Raw genomic sequence first — 16,459 nt, 5'->3', positions numbered from 1 at the left:
TTACTCAGCGAGCCGTCGACACGTAAGGCAGCAGAGCGACCTCACGCGAGTTCTTGACGGCAACCGCGATATCACGCTGGTGCTGCACGCAGTTGCCGGTGACGCGGCGGGCGCGGATCTTGCCGCGATCGCTGACGTACTTACGCAGCAGCGCCGTGTCCTTGTAGTCGATGTTGACGATTCCGGACTTGGCTTCTTTGCAGAACGCGCAAGCCTTCTTCTTGAGCACCTTTTCGCGCGCGGGCGCTTTAGGCATGGTCTTTTACTCCGTTATCAGTGATGGTCCACGCGGGGTGGACCTATGAAAGCCGTTGTCAGAACGGCGGTTCGTCATCCATGCGGCCGCCCCCGAAGGAGCCTGCCGCGGGCGCACTGCCCCAAGGGTCGTCCTCGGCACCGCCGGAACGCCCACCGCCACCACCTGAGTTGGCCGGCGCGAAGTTGCCTCCGCCGCCGGAACCACTGCCGCCGCCGAAGCCGCCGCCACCGCCGCCGCGGCTGGTCTTGTTGACCTTCGCGGTGGCGTAGCGCAGCGAGGGACCGACCTCGTCGACCTCGAGCTCGACGACCGTGCGCTTCTCACCCTCGCGGGTTTCGTAGGAGCGCTGCTTGAGCCGGCCGCTCACGATGACTCGGGAACCGCGGGTCAGGCTTTCGGCGACATTTTCGGCAGCTTCGCGCCAGATGTTGCAGCGCAGGAAGAGCGCCTCGCCGTCTTTCCATTCGTTCGAATTACGGTCGAACACGCGGGGTGTCGACGCGACGGTGAAGTTCGCCACCGCCGCTCCCGCGGGCGTGAATCGAAGCTCGGGGTCGGCCGTCAAGTTTCCGATGACGGTGATGACCGTGTCGCCTGCCATGTGGTTCCTCCTGCTCGGGTACGCAGTCCGCGTCTCGCTGTTGCGCTAGAGCCTAGAGACAGGCCCCGACGCAATCGAGGGTTGCGGGCCTACTTGTCGTGGCGCAGAACCTTGGTGCGCAGCACCGACTCGTTCAGGCCGAGCTGGCGGTCGAGTTCGCTCACGGTCGCGGGCTCCGCGGTCAGATCGACCACCGCGTAGATGCCCTCGGCCTGCTTGGCGATCTCGTAGGCGAGCCGGCGCCGGCCCCAGATATCGACCTTGTCGACCTTGCCGCCCTCGGTACGAACCACGTTGAGCATCGTCTCGAGAGACGGACCAACGGTGCGCTCGTCCAGACTGGGATCGAGGATAACCATCACTTCGTAATGACGCACGGACCAATCACCTCCTGTGGACTAGGAAACGGCCACGGGCTCTCCGTGGCAGGAGGGTCGTTGCGTCAGCAACCCGACAAGGCTACATGAACAGCCCTTTCGCACTGAAATCGATCTCGTCGGCGAGGGAACGCGGGCACAGCGGTATCGATCCACTTAGGGTGGTGCTCATGCCGACCGGACTCGCCGTCAGCGACCTGATCGCGCGCCGGGTGCGCCGGCGCGCGGTGTTGGCGGCGTTCGTGCTCGTGCTGTGCGGGCTCACGCTGGCGCTCGCGTACGCGAACAAGGCGCGGTGCGCGGGCGCGCCGTTCCAGGCGGACGGGCGCAGTGCGGTCTTCGAGACCCGCAAGGATGCCGAGGTCTGTTATTCGGACATCCAGTTCCTCTGGCTCGGCCGCGATATCAACGAGCACGTCTTTCCCTATATCAACGGCGGTATCACCGGCGACGGCGCCCTGGTCGGCGGCGCGGTGGAATATCCGGTGCTCAGCGGCACCGTGATCTGGCTCGGTGCGATCGGCGCGCACAACGATGCCGACTTCCTGCGGCATTCGGCGCTGCTGCTCGCGCCGTTCGCGTTGCTGACCGCGTGGATGCTGGCCCGGCTCGCCGGGCGGGCGGCACTGCTCTGGGCGGCCGGACCGCCGCTGGTGCTCTATGCCTTCCACAACTGGGAACTGCCGGTGGTCTGCACCGCGGTCGCCGCGGTCTACGTGATGGCGACGCTGACCCGGTACTCGTTGCGCACCAGGGGAATTCTGGCCGCGATCCTGCTCGGACTCGGCTTCTGTTTCAAGCTCTATCCGGGGATTTTCGTGCTGCCGCTGATGGCGTACGTGCTGACCGGCGGGGTCGAACGAGCCCGCGACGATCCGGGCATGCGAACGCGCGGTCTGGACGTGCGCGGTGCGCTGCTGACCGCCGCCGCGGCTGTCGCCACCGTGGTCGTGGTGAACCTGCCGTTCGCCGTCGCCGGATACGAGGGCTGGCGGGCGTCGATCACCTTCCAGCAGTTGCGGCAGGCCGACATCACCACGAATTCCATTTGGTACTGGGGACTTCGGCCGTTGTTCGAGCACGACACCGCCGGCGAGGCGGTGTTCCAGGAGGTCGTGTCGTTCGCGTCGCCGACGCTGGTGCTCGCGGCGTTCGCGCTGGCGATGTGGCTGGGCTGGAAGCGGTATCTCGGGACGGGCATGTTCCCGTGGGTCGCGGTGAGCGGCGCGATGCTGTGCGCGTTCCTGCTGTTCCACAAGGTGCATTCGCCGCAGTACACACTGTGGCTGGTGCCGTTCCTGGTGCTGCTCGAGGTGCCGTGGTCGCTGATCGGGGCGTACCTGGTGGCCGACGCGGCCGTCGGCGTCGGCGTGTTCCGATACTTCTATGCGCTGGGTTCCGGTCGTCCCTACGAGACGATGGAGAAGGTCGTCCAGTTCGGGGTGTGGGGCCGGGCCGTACTGCTGGTCGCGTTGTTCTTCCTTTTCCTGCGCGCGGTGCCTCGGGGCTTCCGTCCGGTTCAGCCGCCGGTGCCGCGGTTCGCGCCCGGTGAATTGATCCCGGCCTGAGCGTTCGGGCGCGGTCGGCGGGTTGCACTGCGAAGTGCGTCACCGGTCGGCTTGCTGCACAACGCGGCGTTGACCACCTGTCGATTGCCTGCAGCTTGCCAAATACCCAGCTCGGACGATGCACGCCTGCTCCATGACGGTCGCGGCCCGGTAGCGCGGGCGCTGCGCACCCGCGGACCACCACCAAGTGAAACGGTGCTGGCCCGCTTACTCTGGTCGGGTTGGTGGTGGAGCGGGACGGTGAAGTACGGATGGACCAGGTGGACACGGGCGCGCACCCGCCATCCGTCGTTCGATTGACGCTGCTCAACGGAGTCGAAGCGCACCGCGGGGACCAAGTCCTGCCGCTGGGCCCGCCGCAGCGCCGGGCGGTGTTGAGTGTGCTGGCTTTCCGGCGCCGGCAATGGGTTTCGGCGGACAGCCTGCTCGCGGCGCTGTACGACGGTGTACCGCCGGCCAGCGGCGTCGGCGTGATCCAGACCTATGTGTCCGCGCTGCGTCGCGTGCTCGAGCCCGATCGTCCGCCGCGCACCCCGCCGACTGTGCTGCTGTCCGGCCACGGTGGCTACCAGCTGCGGATCGATGACGAACAGCTCGACCTCGGCGTTTTCGACCGACTGGTCGGGGAGGCGAGCCGGGCGCGCGAAGCGGGCGACCTGGTAGGCGCCGAAGATCGCTACACGCGCGCACTCGCGCTCTACGCCGGTGAACCGCTGACCGGGCTGCCCGGCCCCTTCGCGCAGCGGCAGCGGGTGGCGCTCGCCGAGCGGCGGCTCGCCGTGGTGGAGGACAGCCTGGATATCGCTGTGGCACTGGGGCGTTCGGACGAGGTGATCGATCGGCTGCGCGTGCTCACCGCCGAACATCCGTTGCGCGAGCGCCCGCGCGCCGTGCTGATGCGGGCACTGTATGCGCGCGGCAGCCAGTCCGAAGCACTGGATGTCTACCGGGAAACCCGCAACCTGCTGGTGGATCAACTCGGCGTCGAACCGGGCCCGGAACTACGCCAGCTGCACGAGCAAATCCTTTCCGGCACAAGAACATCCGAATTCTCTCGGCCACCGGGGGCGGTCGAGTCCAACTCGCCGCGCACCGGCACGGCAGAGCACTTCGGCATCGTCGCCACCCTGTGGCCGGCACCCGCGGCACCCGTGGTGTTCGAGCGGGCGAGGGAGTTGGCGCAGATCGGGGCGTGGGTCGAGCGGGCGGCGGCGGGCAGCGGTGGGCTGCTGGTGATTTCGGGGCTGCCCGGGTTCGGGAAGTCGCAGTTGCTCGACGAGGTGGCGCGGCGATTCGCCGGGGTGCGGCGGATCGATCTGACGCCGCCGTGGGATGTCGCGCCGCCGTTGGGGTTGATCGCCGAGCTGGCGGAGACCGCGCTCGAGCCCGCCGTGACCGACGCTCATGCGGCAGAAGTGCTGTGCGCCAGTCTGGTCGAAGCTTCCGGTGCGGTGACACCGCTGGTCGTCGCGGTGGACGGCGCCGACCTGATGGACGAGCGGTCCGCGCGCGTGCTGGCCGCGGCGGCACCCCGGTTGCGCCGCATGCCGGTGCTGTTGGTTCTCGCACTGGACGAACGTGCCTGGGAACCCGCGGTGCTCGCGCTGCACGGGCGGCTGGAACCGCCGGCTGTCGCGATTCTGCGACTGAGTGGGTTGAGCGTCCCCGCGATCGAGGGCCTGTACGAACAGCGCACCGGCATGCTCTGCCCACCGGGGCTGGCCGCCGATATCCAGCGGGCGACGGCGGGCATTCCGCTGCTGGCGGGCGCGCTGATCGCGGATCTGCTGGCCATGCGCGACCCCGGCCGGATCCCGGAATTCCTGCCCGAAGGCTGTTATTCGCGCTCGATCAGCCGACTGCTCGGTCGTTACGCGCCGCGCGGTGTGGTCATGCTGCGTGCGCTCGCCGTGTTGCAGGAGGTCGGGCCGAGCCTCGAGATCCTCGCCGCCGCGTGCGCCGAACCGGTGAGCGAGGTGCGGCATCGCTGCGAATTACTCGCCGCCACCGGCGTTCTCGCGGCGGTATCGCCGCCGGTATTCCAGCATCCGTTGATCGGCAACACGATTCGCTGGCTGTGCCGGCGCGAGGACGCCGACCGGTTCCGGATCGCCGCGGCCGAACAGGCGCGCAGCGCCGGGTATTCGGCCAGGCAGGTCGCCGCCATCCTGCACGATCTGGTCGGCGCGAAGTACGCGCGCTGGACCGTGGTGCTGCTCGACGCCGCGGAGGAATGCCTGCGCCAGGGGCTGATTCCGGACGCGGTACGGCAATTGGCGGCCGCGTTGCGGATCACCGCGCCCGCCGGGCGCGACGACATCCTGGTGCGCCTCGGCCAGTTGGAGCTGTGGACCAATCCGGCGGCGGCGCGCGCACACCTGGAGGAGGCGTTGCACAGCCAGCGCGAACGCGGCGTCGCGCCGAGCGCGCTCATCCCGCTGACCTGGACCATGTCGACCCGCTGGCATGCGGCGGCCGCGATGACGTTGCTCGACGAGGTGCTGGCGGAGACCGAACAGCGAGACCCTGTGGCGGCACAGGATATTCGCGCCGCCGCCTGGGCGGTCGCCGGGTTGACCGCCGCGAGCTGGCGGGGATTCGTCGCGGGGCTGCGCGCGGCGGGAGCGGCCGATCAGATCAGTACGGCGGTGCTCACCTGGGATGACGCTTTCGGTGTCCGGTACTCCGCGCGCGAAACGCTGGCCCGGTTCCCCGCCGAGGCGGATCCGGCCCGGGGCTGGGCGGCGTTGCCGCAGCAACTGGTCGGGCTGCTCGCGCACCTGTCGATGTGGTCGGGCGATCTGGCGCTGGCGAAACAGCTCAGCGCGCAACCCCGGGAGCACCACTTCGGCACCATCGATGTCTATCGCCTGATCCTGCACTCGGAGGTACTGCTGCGCTGCGGCGAGTACCGCCCGGCGCTGCGGGTACTCGCGCCGACCGTCGGGGTGCTCGACGACGAATCCATCCGTCCGCCACTGGCGTTGGTCGCCCAATACGCGCACGCGCTGCTGGGTCTCGGCCGGCTCGACGAGGCGCAGCGCTGGCTAGACAGCGTCGCCGAGCAGGCGAATCCGGAGACCTGGGAGTGGACGGTCGTCCTCCACGTCAAGGGCATGCTCTGTGCGGCACAAGGGGATTCGCGCCAAGCGGTGGCGCACTACCTGGATTGCGGCCGCCGGGTCGGCGCGGTGGGCATCAGTAATCCGGCGCATATTCCGTGGCGCAGTTCCGCTGCACTGGAACTGGTCGGGCTCGGCGAGCAGGCCCGGGCCGCGGAGCTCGCGGCCGCGGAGTACGAACTCGCGCAACGGTGGAACACTCCCGGGACGCTCGGCCGGGCGCTGCGCGCGATGGCCGCGGCGGCCCCCGGTGGCGTCGACGCGGACCTGCTGAGCCGGGCGGTCGAGCAGCTGCGCCGCTACGACTCACCGGTCGAGTTGGTCCCGGCGCTGCTCGAACTCGCCGCGACCCGGCCCGAAGCTGCTACCGAACTGTATCGGGAGGCGCGGGCTCTGGCTGAAAGCATGGGCACGACAAGGTATCTCGCCTTGATCGACACCTGAGCCCGCGTCCGCCGCCGACTGACCGGCGGGTCCGGCTCACCCGGCGGCGGCCCGCACGATGAGATCGGCGATCGCGTCCGGTTGGGTGATCATCGAGGCGTGGCTGGTCGCCAGCGACACGATGTGATCCTCGGTGGCCACCTGATAGGCCATCTTGGTCTCGAGGTCGGGGTGGATCATCTGGTCCAGCTCGGAGATCTGGTACCAGGTGTTGTGCCGCAGCGTCTGCCACGCGGGTGTCGCGGTGCCCGAACCGGCAAGGGACAGAACCGAAGTCGGCTTCTGGGTGGCGGCGAGCACGGCGGCCTCGCGCGGGTCGGCGTCGGCCGCGAAGTCGGCGTGGTAGCGGTCGCGGGCGATGATCAGGTCCGGCGTCTCGGCCGATCCGATGTTCACCAGGTCGGCGCCGCTGGCCAGGTCCTGGCCGAATTCCTGGTTGAGCTGGAACGCGGACTGCCCGGCGTCCGGGGTGAAGGCGGCGATGAACACCAGCCCGCTGACATCCGAGCGACCCGCACCCGCTTGGCTGATCACGGCGCCGCCGTAGGAATGGCCGACCAGCAGCGTCGGCCCGGTCAGGGTGTCCAGGTCACGGGTGACCGTGGCGACGTCCGCGGCGAAGCCGCGCAGCGGCAGCTGGCTGGCGAGCACGGTGCGCAGACCCCGGTCGTGCAGGCGCTCGATCACCTTGCTCCAGGCGGAGCCGTCGGCCCAGGCGCCGTGCACGAGCAGCACGTTCGGGGTGGTGGTCATTCGGTTTCCTCCAGTTCACATCGGATCGCCGCGCCCGGCAGGCGCGACGGCTCCAGCATCCAGAGCCGAATCAACGTGAGCTGAACACTTACCGAATGCGCTGCTCAGGGCTTCATTCCGGGGCCTGCCGCGCACGGAAGGCGGCGCTCTTGGCGCGGTTGCCGCAAATGGTCATATCGCACCAGCGGCGGGTGCCGCCGCGGGAGGCGTCCACGTAGAGGCGGGTGCACGCGTCGCGGCCGCATTCCTTCACCGTGGCCGGGCTACCGAGCAGCTCGATCGCGGCACGGGCGATCGCGGCGAGTGCGGTCGCGGGCGGGCCGGACCGGCGCAGTGTGCCGTCGGGTCGCAGGCTGAGCATGGGGATTTCGCCTTTGGCGAGCTCGTTGACGAGCCGGCGGTCCGGGTCGGCGAAGGTTTCGCCGTGCGCTTTGGCCACGGCCATCCGGTACGCGGCCTCGCGCAACCGCACGGCCTGCTCGAAGGTGGCGGCGTCGCAGTCGGATACCCGGTCGAGCAGTTCGGCGGCGCGGAACCAGTCGGCAAGGTCGGCCGGGGTACGGAGGCTGTCGTCGAATGTGGTGCTGCGGGCCTTGACCGTGCCCGCGAAGTCCAGGGCGAGGTTGCCGCTGACGAAGGTGAACACCCTCTCATGGTAACCACCTTGACAGGTTATTCAGCGAGCTGTCACGGTAGTAACCATCCAAGGTGGTTAGCTCGGGAGGGTACGTGCGAACTCGATTCCTGTCGGTGGCGGTGCAACCGTTGTTCGTCGTGCTGTGGAGCAGCGCCTTCATCGCCGGAATCATCGGGGTCGGCGCGGCGCCGCCGATGACGGTGCTGTTCGCTCGCTTCGCTGTCGCGGGCCTGCTGCTCGCGGCGTATGCCGTTGCGGTACATGCCACCTGGCCGCGCGGCAGGCAATTGCGCCACGTCGCCGTCGCCGGGCTGCTCATGCAGGCGGTGCAGTTCGGCGCCTTCTACACCGCGATGAACGAGCACGTGCCCGCCGCGGTCATCGCGCTGGTCCAGGGGTTGAATCCGGTGGTCATCGCGCTGTTCGCCGGGGTGCTCGGCGAAAGTGTCTCGGCGCGGCAATGGTTCGGCTTCGGGATCGGCGGGGCCGGCGTCGGGCTGGCCGTCTTCGACCAATCGAGCTTCTCGCTGATCGGCCTGCTGCTGTGCGTGCTCGGCCTGCTCGGCCTGAGCATCGGCACGGTGTATCAGAAGCGATTCGTCCCCGAGGTCGATCCGCGGGCGTCGACGGCGGTGCACGTGCTCGTGAGCGCGCCGATCGCCGGTGTGCTGGCCATGCTGACCGGTCAGCTCGAGGTGTGGGATGTGCCCGCCTTCGCCGGAGCGCTCACCTGGATGGTGCTGGTCAACTCGATGGCCGCGTTCCTGCTGCTGAACGCGATGCTGCGGTACTGGGACGCCACCAGGGTCGGCCGGTTGTTCTTCGCCACGCCCGCGGTCACCGCGGTGCTCGCCTGGGTACTGATCGATCAGCCGGTGCGGCCGTTGACCTTTGCCGGCCTGGGCGTCGGGCTGCTCGGCTTGGTGTTCGCGTCGCGCAAACCCGCCGCGGCGCGGTCACCGGTGCCGCGCCCCGTGCTCGTGGCGCGCTGAGCTACTTGCTGGCTCGATGCCAGTTCATGCCCCAGCGGTAGGCCTCGTCGATCTGCTGCTGGGCGCCGTTGATGTAGTGCACCTCGCGATGCACGGTGATGCCGTTGCCCTGGTTCTGCAGCAGGGCGATCGCGCACGAGCGGGCGCCGTCGACGGGGGAGTCGAGCCGGACCTCGATCTGCGGACCGGAGGTCGGGTACAGGGTCACCACGCCGTCGGCGGCCGCCCAATTCGGTACGCCCTCGTAGATGAACGCGAAGATCAGGATGCGCCGAAACAGTTCGGGACGAGCGAGATTGATGTGCATGTTCTCGCCGCCGGCGGCGGTGCCGCTGCGGTCGTCACCGTCGAGCTGGATGTAGGGCTCGGCGTCGAGCGAGCCGAAGTTGCCGCCGACCGCCTGCACCACGCCCTTGTTGCCATTGGCCAATTCGTAGAGGCAGCCGAGGTCGAGGTCGACGGGCTTGGACCGGCGGAAGAAACCCTTCGAGCCGGCCGACCAGTTCAGGTTCACCCGCATGGCGCCTTGCTGCTCACCGGGTTTGGTGAGGTTGATGCTGGGTGTGGCCTTGGACAGGGTCACCTTGGACAGGTTGACCCCACCGGCGTTGCTGTCGGTCGCCATGGCGCGATCCCCCTCGGAAGAAATGGGAACGGCAGCGGTCCTCCCACAGGAGGGGCCGCTGCCGCACGAGTCTTTCGGCTGCCTGCCGAAAATCAGCCTACCGGGGTCGGCTCTCGTTCGCTGTCGACTTCTTTGTCGTTCTCCCGCCGGTTGCGCAGCACGCTGCTGACGAATGCCGCACCGATGAACGCGATACCGACCATGCCGGTGATGAGTTCGTTGATGTGCACACCGATGGAGACGAACAGGATGACCGCCAGCGCGCCGATCGCCCAGTGCGCACCGTGCTCCAGGTACACGTACTCGGCCAGCGTGCCCTTGCGCACCAGGTAGACGGTGATCGAGCGGACGAACATGGCGCCGATCAGGCCGAGGCCGAGCGCGATGATGATCGGATCGGAGGTGATGGCGAACGCGCCGATCACGCCGTCGAAGGAGAACGACGCGTCGAGCACCTCGAGGTAGAGGAACAGGAAGAACCCGGCCTTACCGGTGGCCTTGACCAGCTCCGACGGTCCGTCGCCGGTGTGCTCCTCGGTGTGGAACATCGAGCCGAGCCCGTCCACCACGATGTAGGTGACCATGCCGAGCAGGCCGGCGAGCAGCACCGTGGACCGGTCGTCCTCGGCCGCGACCAGTTCCGCGGTGAGGATCAGGCCGATGCTCGCGACGACCACCGAGAGCATGTCGAGCTTGCCGAGCTGGGCGAGCGGGCGCTCCAGCCAGGACAGCCAGGTGACGTCGCGCTTCTCGAAGATGAAGTTCAGGAACAGCAGCAGCAGGAACATGCCACCGAACGAGGCGATCTGCGGATGCGCGTCGGTGAGCAGGGTTTCGTAGCTGGGATCGCCGTTCGGGAAGTAGGCCGCGTCGCCCGCGGGCGGGTTCAGCGCCAGATCCAGGGCCTTCACCGGATCCAGGCCCGCGGTGATCCACACGATCGCCAGCGGGAAGACCAGGCGCATGCCGAACACGGCGATCAGCACGCCGATGGTGAGGAAGATCCGTTGCCAGAACGCGCTCATCCGCTCGAGCACTGTCGCGTTGATGACAGCGTTGTCGAAGGAGAGCGACACTTCGAGGATGCCGAGGATGGCGGCGAGTGCCAGGGCCGTGGGTCCGCCGTACAGGAACGCCACGACGAGCGACAGCACCGTCACGATGATGGACATGCCGAAAATTCGCAGGACCACGCGGGGACCTTTCGTTTGCGTCGGCCGGACGTCTGCCGTCCGATCGCTTTATCTGATGTAGCCGAGATGGCGCCGCCGGTACCAGCGTGGCCGGAGAACCCTCGCTTGTCCAACGGTGCTGCGCCCGTCAGCGTTCCCGACAAATCGGACAAGCCTGAGCGCACGACGAGGGGGCCCGTCGCCGGGCCCCCTGCAACCGCGGATTATTCCTAGACGTTCACGCCGTAATCACGGGCGATGCCCGCGAGGCCGGAGGCGTAGCCCTGGCCGATGGCGCGGAACTTCCACTCCGCCCCGTTACGGTACAGCTCGCCGAACACCATGGCGGTCTCGGTCGAGGCGTCCTCGGTGAGGTCGTAGCGGGCGAGTTCGTTGTTGTTGCTGCGGTCGACGACGCGGATGTACGCGTTGCGGACCTGACCGAACGACTGCTGCCGGGTCTCGGCGTCGTAGATCGAGACCGGGAAGAAGATGCTTTCGATGGTCGGCGGGGTGTTCGCCAGGTCGACGTTGATGACCTCGTCGTCGCCCTCGCCCTCACCGGTGGTGTTGTCACCGGCGTGCTCGATCGCGCCCTCGGGGGACTTCAGGTTGTTGAAGAACACGAAGTGCTGGTCGGAGAGCACCTTCTTGTCCGCGCCGGTCGCGATCGCGCTCGCGTCCAGGTCGAAGTCGGTACCGGTGGTGGTCCGCACATCCCACCCTAGGCCGACTGCGACGGCGGTGAGGTTAGGCGCCGCCTTGGTCAGCGAGACATTGCCGCCCTTGGACAAACTGACACCCATGCGGGATTCCCTTTCAATAGTCCGTCATTGGTTCCCAGCATGTCCGAATCGCCGGGTACGCCTTACGACAGTAGTAGGTTTCCGCGAACTTGCGTAGGAACCCGCAGAACCCCCGGTGAACAGAGGAGATCTCTAAGATCGGGGCGTGGTAGGCCGTAGGCGCGGATGGTTCCGCTCAGCCGGGAACAGCGAATGGATCGAGCAGGCGCGGCAGTCGCTGGCGTCGGCGTTCCTCGACATGGACAGACGGCAGAGCGCGGCCGAGGCGGCGGTGCACGCGTCCGAGCAGGTGTTCCCGGAGCGGCGCCTGGCCGCGCGCTGGGAGCCGGTGCGCAGCCGCTGCTACGACGCGTCGGGCGCGTATCTGGCCCTGACCGAGCAGCTCGAGCAGGTCGAACGCGATGCGACCCCGATGCCACAGGGGCAGGCGCAGGCCGACACCGTGACCAGGCAGCTGGTCGAGGCGGCCCGTGCGGTCGACGAGTTCTATCGCGCCAACCAGGCCCAGCTCGAGCAGGCGGTCGCGGTGCTCGGCACGGTGCCGCAGCTGGCCCAGCAGGTGAAGATCAGCGCGGCGGGCGTGCGCGGGCAGGCGGCCGAATCCGAGTTCGCGAACTATCCCTCGGTACGGCAACGCGCCCAAGCCGTGGATGAGGCCCTTGTCACACTCGAAGCCGCAGGTCCGGGGGCTCCGGCGGGCACGGTGCGGGATGCCGCGAACCGGCTGGAGGCGACCACCAAGGCATTGGCAGAAGCGTTGGCGCAGGCCCCCTCTCGGGCCGCCGCGGCGAAAACCGCGGTCGCCTCGGTGACCACCCGGCTGGCCGCCGCCCGGACCAGGGCCGAGGGGCTCGGCCCGGCCTATTCGGCCCTGCTGCGCGAATTCAATGCTGCGAGTTCGGCAGACTTGGCTGACAATGAGCGGGAAAGCCAGCGAGCCATCGAGGCCGCGGACGATGCCCTGGCCCGGGCGCGTGCGGCAGCGGCGGAGAACAACCCGGAGATTGCACTTGATCTGACCACGTCCGCCCGCGGGTATCTCACGGAGGCCGAGCAGCAGGTCGACGCCGTCACGAAACGGCTGACTTTGCTGCGGGAAGTCCGGTCCGACCCGCAAGAGAAGGCCAAGGCCGTACGATTTCGGCTGCGGGACGCGCAAATGCTCGCGGTGAGTCGCGAGCTCGTCCCGGAATGGGGTTCTGTGCTCGACGCGCAGGCCGTACGGATCGATCGAATCAGCGAGAGCCTGTCGGGGCGGCACCCCGATTACTGGGCGTATGTGACGGAGCTGGATACCGTCATGGATTTCATAGCCGGGGTGGTAGATCGAATGAGAAAACAAGCAGGACCACGACGAGAATGAGGATGGACCAACGATGACCGCAGGCATCGCCGTCCAGCGGGAAGTTTCCCTGCGGAAGCGAATGCCGCTGCGCCACTTTCGGCAGCTGCACGGTCCGGACGCACGGAGTCTTTTCCACCGGGAGCCCGAGCCGTTCGGCGACGACCACACCGATCGGGAATTACTGGCGGTCGCGCTCGGCGCGACCCTCTACGCGCCGGCGACCCGGCCGGACCTCGCGCTGACCATCAGCAAACGCGCCGAACGCGGTGTGTGCTCGATGGTGATCGATCTCGAGGACGCGGTCGCCGATCACGAGGTCGAACTGGCCAAGTCGCAGACGGTTCGCACCCTGGATGCGCTGGCGCACAACGGGGATTCGAATCCGCTGCTGTTCGTCCGGGTGCGCGACGCGGACACCATCACCGAGATCGTCGAGCAGCTGGACGCCGGCGCCTCGGTGCTGACCGGATTCGTCTTCCCGAAGTTCGACAGCACGACGGGTCCGCGTTATCTGGAGGCGTTGAGCGCCGCGGTGCGGCGACTGGATCGGCCGATCTACGGGATGCCGGTGCTCGAATCGGCGGGCCTGGTGCACCGGCAGACCCGGGATCAGGAGCTGACCCGGATCGCGGAACTGCTCGGCGCGCATCGCGATCGGGTGCTGGCCGTGCGGGTCGGCGCCACCGATATGTGCTCGACCTTCGGCATCCGGCGTGACCGCGACCTGACCATCTACGACGTGCGGGTGGTCGCCGACGTCATCGGCGACATCGTGAACTATCTGGGCCGCGCGGACGGCACCGGCTTCGTCATCACCGGCCCGGTCTGGGAGTACTTCGCCGACCACGAGCGCATGTTCCGGCCGCTGCTGCGCACCGCGCCGTTCGAGGAATCCGACGCGGTGCCGTTCCGGCAGTACCTGGTCAGCCGGGACCTGGACGGCCTGCTGCGGGAGATCACGCTGGACCGGGCCAACGGCATCCAGGGCAAGACGGTGATCCATCCGTCGCATGTGGCGGCGGTGCACGCCCTGTCGGTGGTGACGCACGAGGAGTACTCCGACGCGCTGGACATCTTGCAGGTCGATGTCGGCGGGGTCGCGGCCTCGGGCTACCGGAACAAGATGAACGAGATGCGGCCGCATCGCAGCTGGGCCCGGCAGACCTTGCTGCGCGCCAGGGTGTTCGGCGTGGCCAACAAGGGAGTGTCGTTCGTGGATCTGCTGACCGCGTTGGTGAAGGTATGAGTGGCGCCTCCCTCGAAATTATCGAAACTCCCTGGGCTACAAAGAATCTCGGCATCCAGCTGGAACACGCGGAATCGTTCGGCACCGCCCCGGTCGGGGTGCTGCCCGCGGCGTTGGACATCGCTGCGCTGATCCAGCCCGGGCTGCGGCGGGGCAACAAGCGCCGCGCACACCTGCTCGTCTCCACCGTGCTCGGGAAACATCTGCCCACCGATCCCCGCGTGGTGCTCGAGGGCGGTAACCGGCTGGGCGATCTCGTGCGGGAACTGCTCGATGGGCGGGACGCGCTGGTGCTCGGCTTCGCCGAAACCGCAACGGGACTGGGCCACTGTGTCGCGGCGCGGATCGGGGCCGTCGGTTATCTGCATTCGACCCGGCGTGATGTCGCCGAAGCCGACACACTCACCGGTTTCGAAGAAGGACATTCGCACGCCACTTCGCATCAACTGCAGCCGGTGCCCGCCGATATTTTTGTCAACGACCTGCCCTTGGTTCTGGTCGACGACGAAATATCCACGGGCGCTACGGCACTCGACGCGATTCGGGCACTGCACGCCTTTTCGCCGCGTTCGCACTATGTGCTCGCCTCGCTGGTGGATATGCGAGTCGAGGCCGACCGTGCCGCGTTCGAGAAAGCGGCCGCCGATATCGGCGTGCGGATCGACACCGTATGCCTGGCCTCGGGACAGACCGTGCTGCCCGCGGGACTGGTGGACGCGGTCGCCGAACTTCCCGAAGCCACGCTCAATCCGATTGCCGCACAGCGCGGCTCGTTCACCCGGCTCGAATTGCCCTGGCCCGCCGCGGTGCCCGAGGGCGGTCGGCACGGCGTGCTGCGCGCCGACCTCGCTGCCTTCGACGCGGCCCTCGCGACAGCCACGGACCGGTTGCGTGCTCGGCTCGGTGCGCAGTTCCCGGAGCGGCCGGTCATCGTGCTCGGGCACGAGGAGCTGATGTATCTGCCGCTGCGACTGGCTGCGGAACTCGCCGACGCGGGCACGCCGGTGCGATACCAAACGACCACCCGTTCGCCCGCGTATGTGCTGGACGAACCGGGGTATCCGCTCCGGCGCGGATTCCGGTTCACCGCACCGGAATCCGACCGGGAAGCGCCGCGGTATCTGTACAACGCGCAGTGGGACGACGGCAGCGACGCCGATCCGGTGCTGCTGGTCGTCATCGATCCGCCCGCCGATACCGACGAGCTGGTCGCCGACGGTGGTCTGGTGGATGTGCTGACCGCCTCCGGCGCCGACGTCGTGGTCGCGGTGCTGCCCGGCGCGGACCCGCGGGCGCTGGATGCGGCGCGGGCCGAGTTGCGTACCGGCACGGCGGCCGCCGCGGCCGGACTCCCGACGCCGCTGTACGGCCCGGAATTCGGTTCGTACCCGGCCGACGAGGTGTGCTGGCTGCTGAAGGATCTCTCCGCCGTCGACCTGGAAGCCGATGTCGTGGAACGGGAACGGCGGATTCAGGCCGGGGTGGCGCACTACGCGGAATCGCTGCCGATCGAATACCAGCCCGACGCCACCTATCGCGCGCTGTTCGACGAGGTGCTCGCCGACAGCGCCGAGCGACTGGCGCTCGCGGTCGCGACGGTCGCGGAACTGGTGGTGGCCGAACGCGGCGACGATATCGTGCTGGTCTCGCTCGCCCGGGCGGGGACGCCCATCGGCATCCTGATGCGGCGCTGGCTGCGTTCCGGGCGGGCCGCCGGCCTGCCGTCCCTGGACGTGCCGCACTATGCCGTCTCGATCGTGCGCGGTCGCGGTATCGACGCGGTGGCGCTGGATTATCTTGCGGCGCACCATGATCCGTCCTCCATCGTGTTCGTGGACGGTTGGACCGGCAAGGGTGCGATCACGCACGAGCTGACCGAGGCGCTCGACGCCTACCACGCGGCGGGTGGCGCGCGCTTCAACGACGAACTCGCCGTGCTCGCCGACCCCGGCCACTGTGTGCGCACCTACGGCACCCGGGACGATTTCCTCATCGCCTCCGCCTGCCTCAATTCGACGGTCTCCGGCCTGATCTCGCGCACCGTACTGAACGACGAGCTGATCGGGCCCAGCGAGTTCCACGGCGCCAAGTTCTATCGCGAACTGGCCGGCGACGACGTGTCGAACCGGTTGCTGGACACCGTGGCGGCCGCGTTCGACGCGGTCCGCGACCGGGTGCCCGGCGCGGTCGCCGCGGTCCGCGCCGGCGCGCGCACGCCCACCTGGACCGGGTGGGCGTCGGTCGAGCAGGTGCGGGCCGAATACGGCATCGCCAGCGTCAATTTCGTGAAGCCGGGGGTGGGCGAGACCACCCGGGTGCTGCTGCGCCGGCTGCCGTGGCGGGTGCTGGTGCGCGAGGCCGACGCACCCGAACACGCGCACATCCGGTTGCTGGCCGCCGCGCGCGGGGTGCCGGTCGAGGTGGTGCCCGGCCTGGCGTACTCGTGCATGGGGCTGATCAAGGACGTGCAGTCGTGACCGAGCAGCTCAGATGATGATGGAACCGACTGGAT

General features: G+C 68.4%; 14 protein-coding genes. 6 read left to right on the top strand and 8 right to left on the bottom strand.

Features of this window, described 5'->3' with window-relative positions; genetic code table 11:
• Positions 1-4: 4 nt before the first annotated feature.
• The 3 genes from rpsR to rpsF all read right to left on the bottom strand — a co-directional run bounded on the left by rpsR (position 5) and on the right by rpsF (position 1,237).
• On the bottom strand, positions 5-256 hold the full coding sequence (rpsR, locus tag O3I_RS41520; RefSeq protein ID WP_014989074.1) for a 30S ribosomal protein S18: 252 nt from the start codon (positions 254-256) through the stop codon (positions 5-7).
• Between the two features lie 58 nt (positions 257-314).
• The gene (locus O3I_RS41515) at positions 315-860 is read right to left on the bottom strand and encodes a single-stranded DNA-binding protein (RefSeq protein WP_014989073.1); all 546 of its coding nucleotides are present in this window, start codon (positions 858-860) and stop codon (positions 315-317) included.
• 89 nt (positions 861-949) lie between these two features.
• Complete coding sequence (gene rpsF / locus O3I_RS41510; RefSeq protein ID WP_014989072.1) at positions 950-1,237, bottom strand: 30S ribosomal protein S6; 288 nt, start codon at positions 1,235-1,237, stop codon at positions 950-952.
• 170 nt (positions 1,238-1,407) lie between these two features.
• Between rpsF and O3I_RS41505 the strand changes: the two genes are divergently transcribed.
• Both O3I_RS41505 and O3I_RS43265 read left to right on the top strand, forming a co-directional pair.
• Positions 1,408-2,805, top strand: coding sequence for a glycosyltransferase family 87 protein (locus O3I_RS41505; protein WP_051067100.1), 1,398 nt, complete (start codon positions 1,408-1,410; stop codon positions 2,803-2,805).
• 224 nt (positions 2,806-3,029) lie between these two features.
• A complete protein-coding gene (locus O3I_RS43265; protein WP_237748439.1) occupies positions 3,030-6,371 on the top strand; it encodes a BTAD domain-containing putative transcriptional regulator in 3,342 nt (1,113 codons plus the stop codon).
• A gap of 36 nt (positions 6,372-6,407) precedes the next feature.
• On the opposite strand, the gene O3I_RS41495 is transcribed toward O3I_RS43265, so the two are convergent.
• Together O3I_RS41495 and O3I_RS41490 are read right to left on the bottom strand one after the other, a co-directional pair.
• The gene (locus O3I_RS41495; RefSeq protein ID WP_014989069.1) at positions 6,408-7,124 is read right to left on the bottom strand and encodes an alpha/beta fold hydrolase; all 717 of its coding nucleotides are present in this window, start codon (positions 7,122-7,124) and stop codon (positions 6,408-6,410) included.
• A 112-nt stretch (positions 7,125-7,236) separates the two neighbouring features.
• Entirely contained in the window at positions 7,237-7,770 is a 534-nt protein-coding gene (locus tag O3I_RS41490; protein WP_014989068.1) for a CGNR zinc finger domain-containing protein, read from the bottom strand.
• Between the two features lie 83 nt (positions 7,771-7,853).
• On the opposite strand from O3I_RS41490, the gene O3I_RS41485 reads away from it, so the two are divergent.
• The gene (locus tag O3I_RS41485; RefSeq protein WP_237748215.1) at positions 7,854-8,753 is read left to right on the top strand and encodes a DMT family transporter; all 900 of its coding nucleotides are present in this window, start codon (positions 7,854-7,856) and stop codon (positions 8,751-8,753) included.
• Between the two features lies 1 nt (position 8,754).
• Here the strand turns inward: O3I_RS41485 and O3I_RS41480 are convergent, their stop codons facing one another.
• From O3I_RS41480 to O3I_RS41470, 3 genes are all read right to left on the bottom strand, one after another.
• Complete coding sequence (locus O3I_RS41480; RefSeq protein WP_014989066.1) at positions 8,755-9,378, bottom strand: TerD family protein; 624 nt, start codon at positions 9,376-9,378, stop codon at positions 8,755-8,757.
• A 92-nt stretch (positions 9,379-9,470) separates the two neighbouring features.
• A complete protein-coding gene (locus O3I_RS41475; protein ID WP_014989065.1) occupies positions 9,471-10,571 on the bottom strand; it encodes a DUF475 domain-containing protein in 1,101 nt (366 codons plus the stop codon).
• Between the two features lie 209 nt (positions 10,572-10,780).
• The gene (locus O3I_RS41470; RefSeq protein WP_014989064.1) at positions 10,781-11,356 is read right to left on the bottom strand and encodes a TerD family protein; all 576 of its coding nucleotides are present in this window, start codon (positions 11,354-11,356) and stop codon (positions 10,781-10,783) included.
• A 145-nt stretch (positions 11,357-11,501) separates the two neighbouring features.
• Between O3I_RS41470 and O3I_RS41465 the strand changes: the two genes are divergently transcribed.
• The 3 genes from O3I_RS41465 to O3I_RS41455 are packed head-to-tail and all read left to right on the top strand — an operon-like array spanning position 11,502 to position 16,424.
• Positions 11,502-12,719 (top strand): hypothetical protein, encoded by a 1,218-nt coding sequence (locus tag O3I_RS41465; RefSeq protein ID WP_014989063.1) that lies wholly within the window; start codon positions 11,502-11,504, stop codon positions 12,717-12,719.
• A 13-nt stretch (positions 12,720-12,732) separates the two neighbouring features.
• Positions 12,733-13,947: an HpcH/HpaI aldolase/citrate lyase family protein gene (locus tag O3I_RS41460; protein WP_014989062.1), complete on the top strand. Its 1,215-nt coding sequence runs from the start codon at positions 12,733-12,735 to the stop codon at positions 13,945-13,947.
• Complete coding sequence (locus O3I_RS41455) at positions 13,944-16,424, top strand: phosphoribosyltransferase (RefSeq protein WP_014989061.1); 2,481 nt, start codon at positions 13,944-13,946, stop codon at positions 16,422-16,424. Before O3I_RS41460 ends, O3I_RS41455 begins: the two co-directional genes overlap by 4 nt.
• Positions 16,425-16,459 lie beyond the last annotated feature (35 nt).

This window comes from Nocardia brasiliensis ATCC 700358 (genome assembly GCF_000250675.2).
Taxonomy (GTDB): Bacteria; Actinomycetota; Actinomycetes; order Mycobacteriales; family Mycobacteriaceae; genus Nocardia; species Nocardia brasiliensis_B.
This window is presented reverse-complemented; position numbering and strand designations above follow the sequence as displayed.

Excerpts from the sequence above, each read along its gene's own strand:
- rpsR (WP_014989074.1), bottom strand. The coding sequence starts at position 256 with ATGCCTAAAGCGCCCGCGCGCGAAAAGGTGCTCAAGAAGAAGGCTTGC.
- O3I_RS41515 (WP_014989073.1), bottom strand. The coding sequence starts at position 860 with ATGGCAGGCGACACGGTCATCACCGTCATCGGAAACTTGACGGCCGAC.
- O3I_RS41505 (WP_051067100.1), top strand. The coding sequence starts at position 1,408 with ATGCCGACCGGACTCGCCGTCAGCGACCTGATCGCGCGCCGGGTGCGC.
- O3I_RS41495 (WP_014989069.1), bottom strand. The coding sequence starts at position 7,124 with ATGACCACCACCCCGAACGTGCTGCTCGTGCACGGCGCCTGGGCCGAC.
- O3I_RS41480 (WP_014989066.1), bottom strand. The coding sequence starts at position 9,378 with ATGGCGACCGACAGCAACGCCGGTGGGGTCAACCTGTCCAAGGTGACC.
- O3I_RS41470 (WP_014989064.1), bottom strand. The coding sequence starts at position 11,356 with ATGGGTGTCAGTTTGTCCAAGGGCGGCAATGTCTCGCTGACCAAGGCG.
- O3I_RS41460 (WP_014989062.1), top strand. The coding sequence starts at position 12,733 with ATGACCGCAGGCATCGCCGTCCAGCGGGAAGTTTCCCTGCGGAAGCGA.
- O3I_RS41455 (WP_014989061.1), top strand. The coding sequence starts at position 13,944 with ATGAGTGGCGCCTCCCTCGAAATTATCGAAACTCCCTGGGCTACAAAG.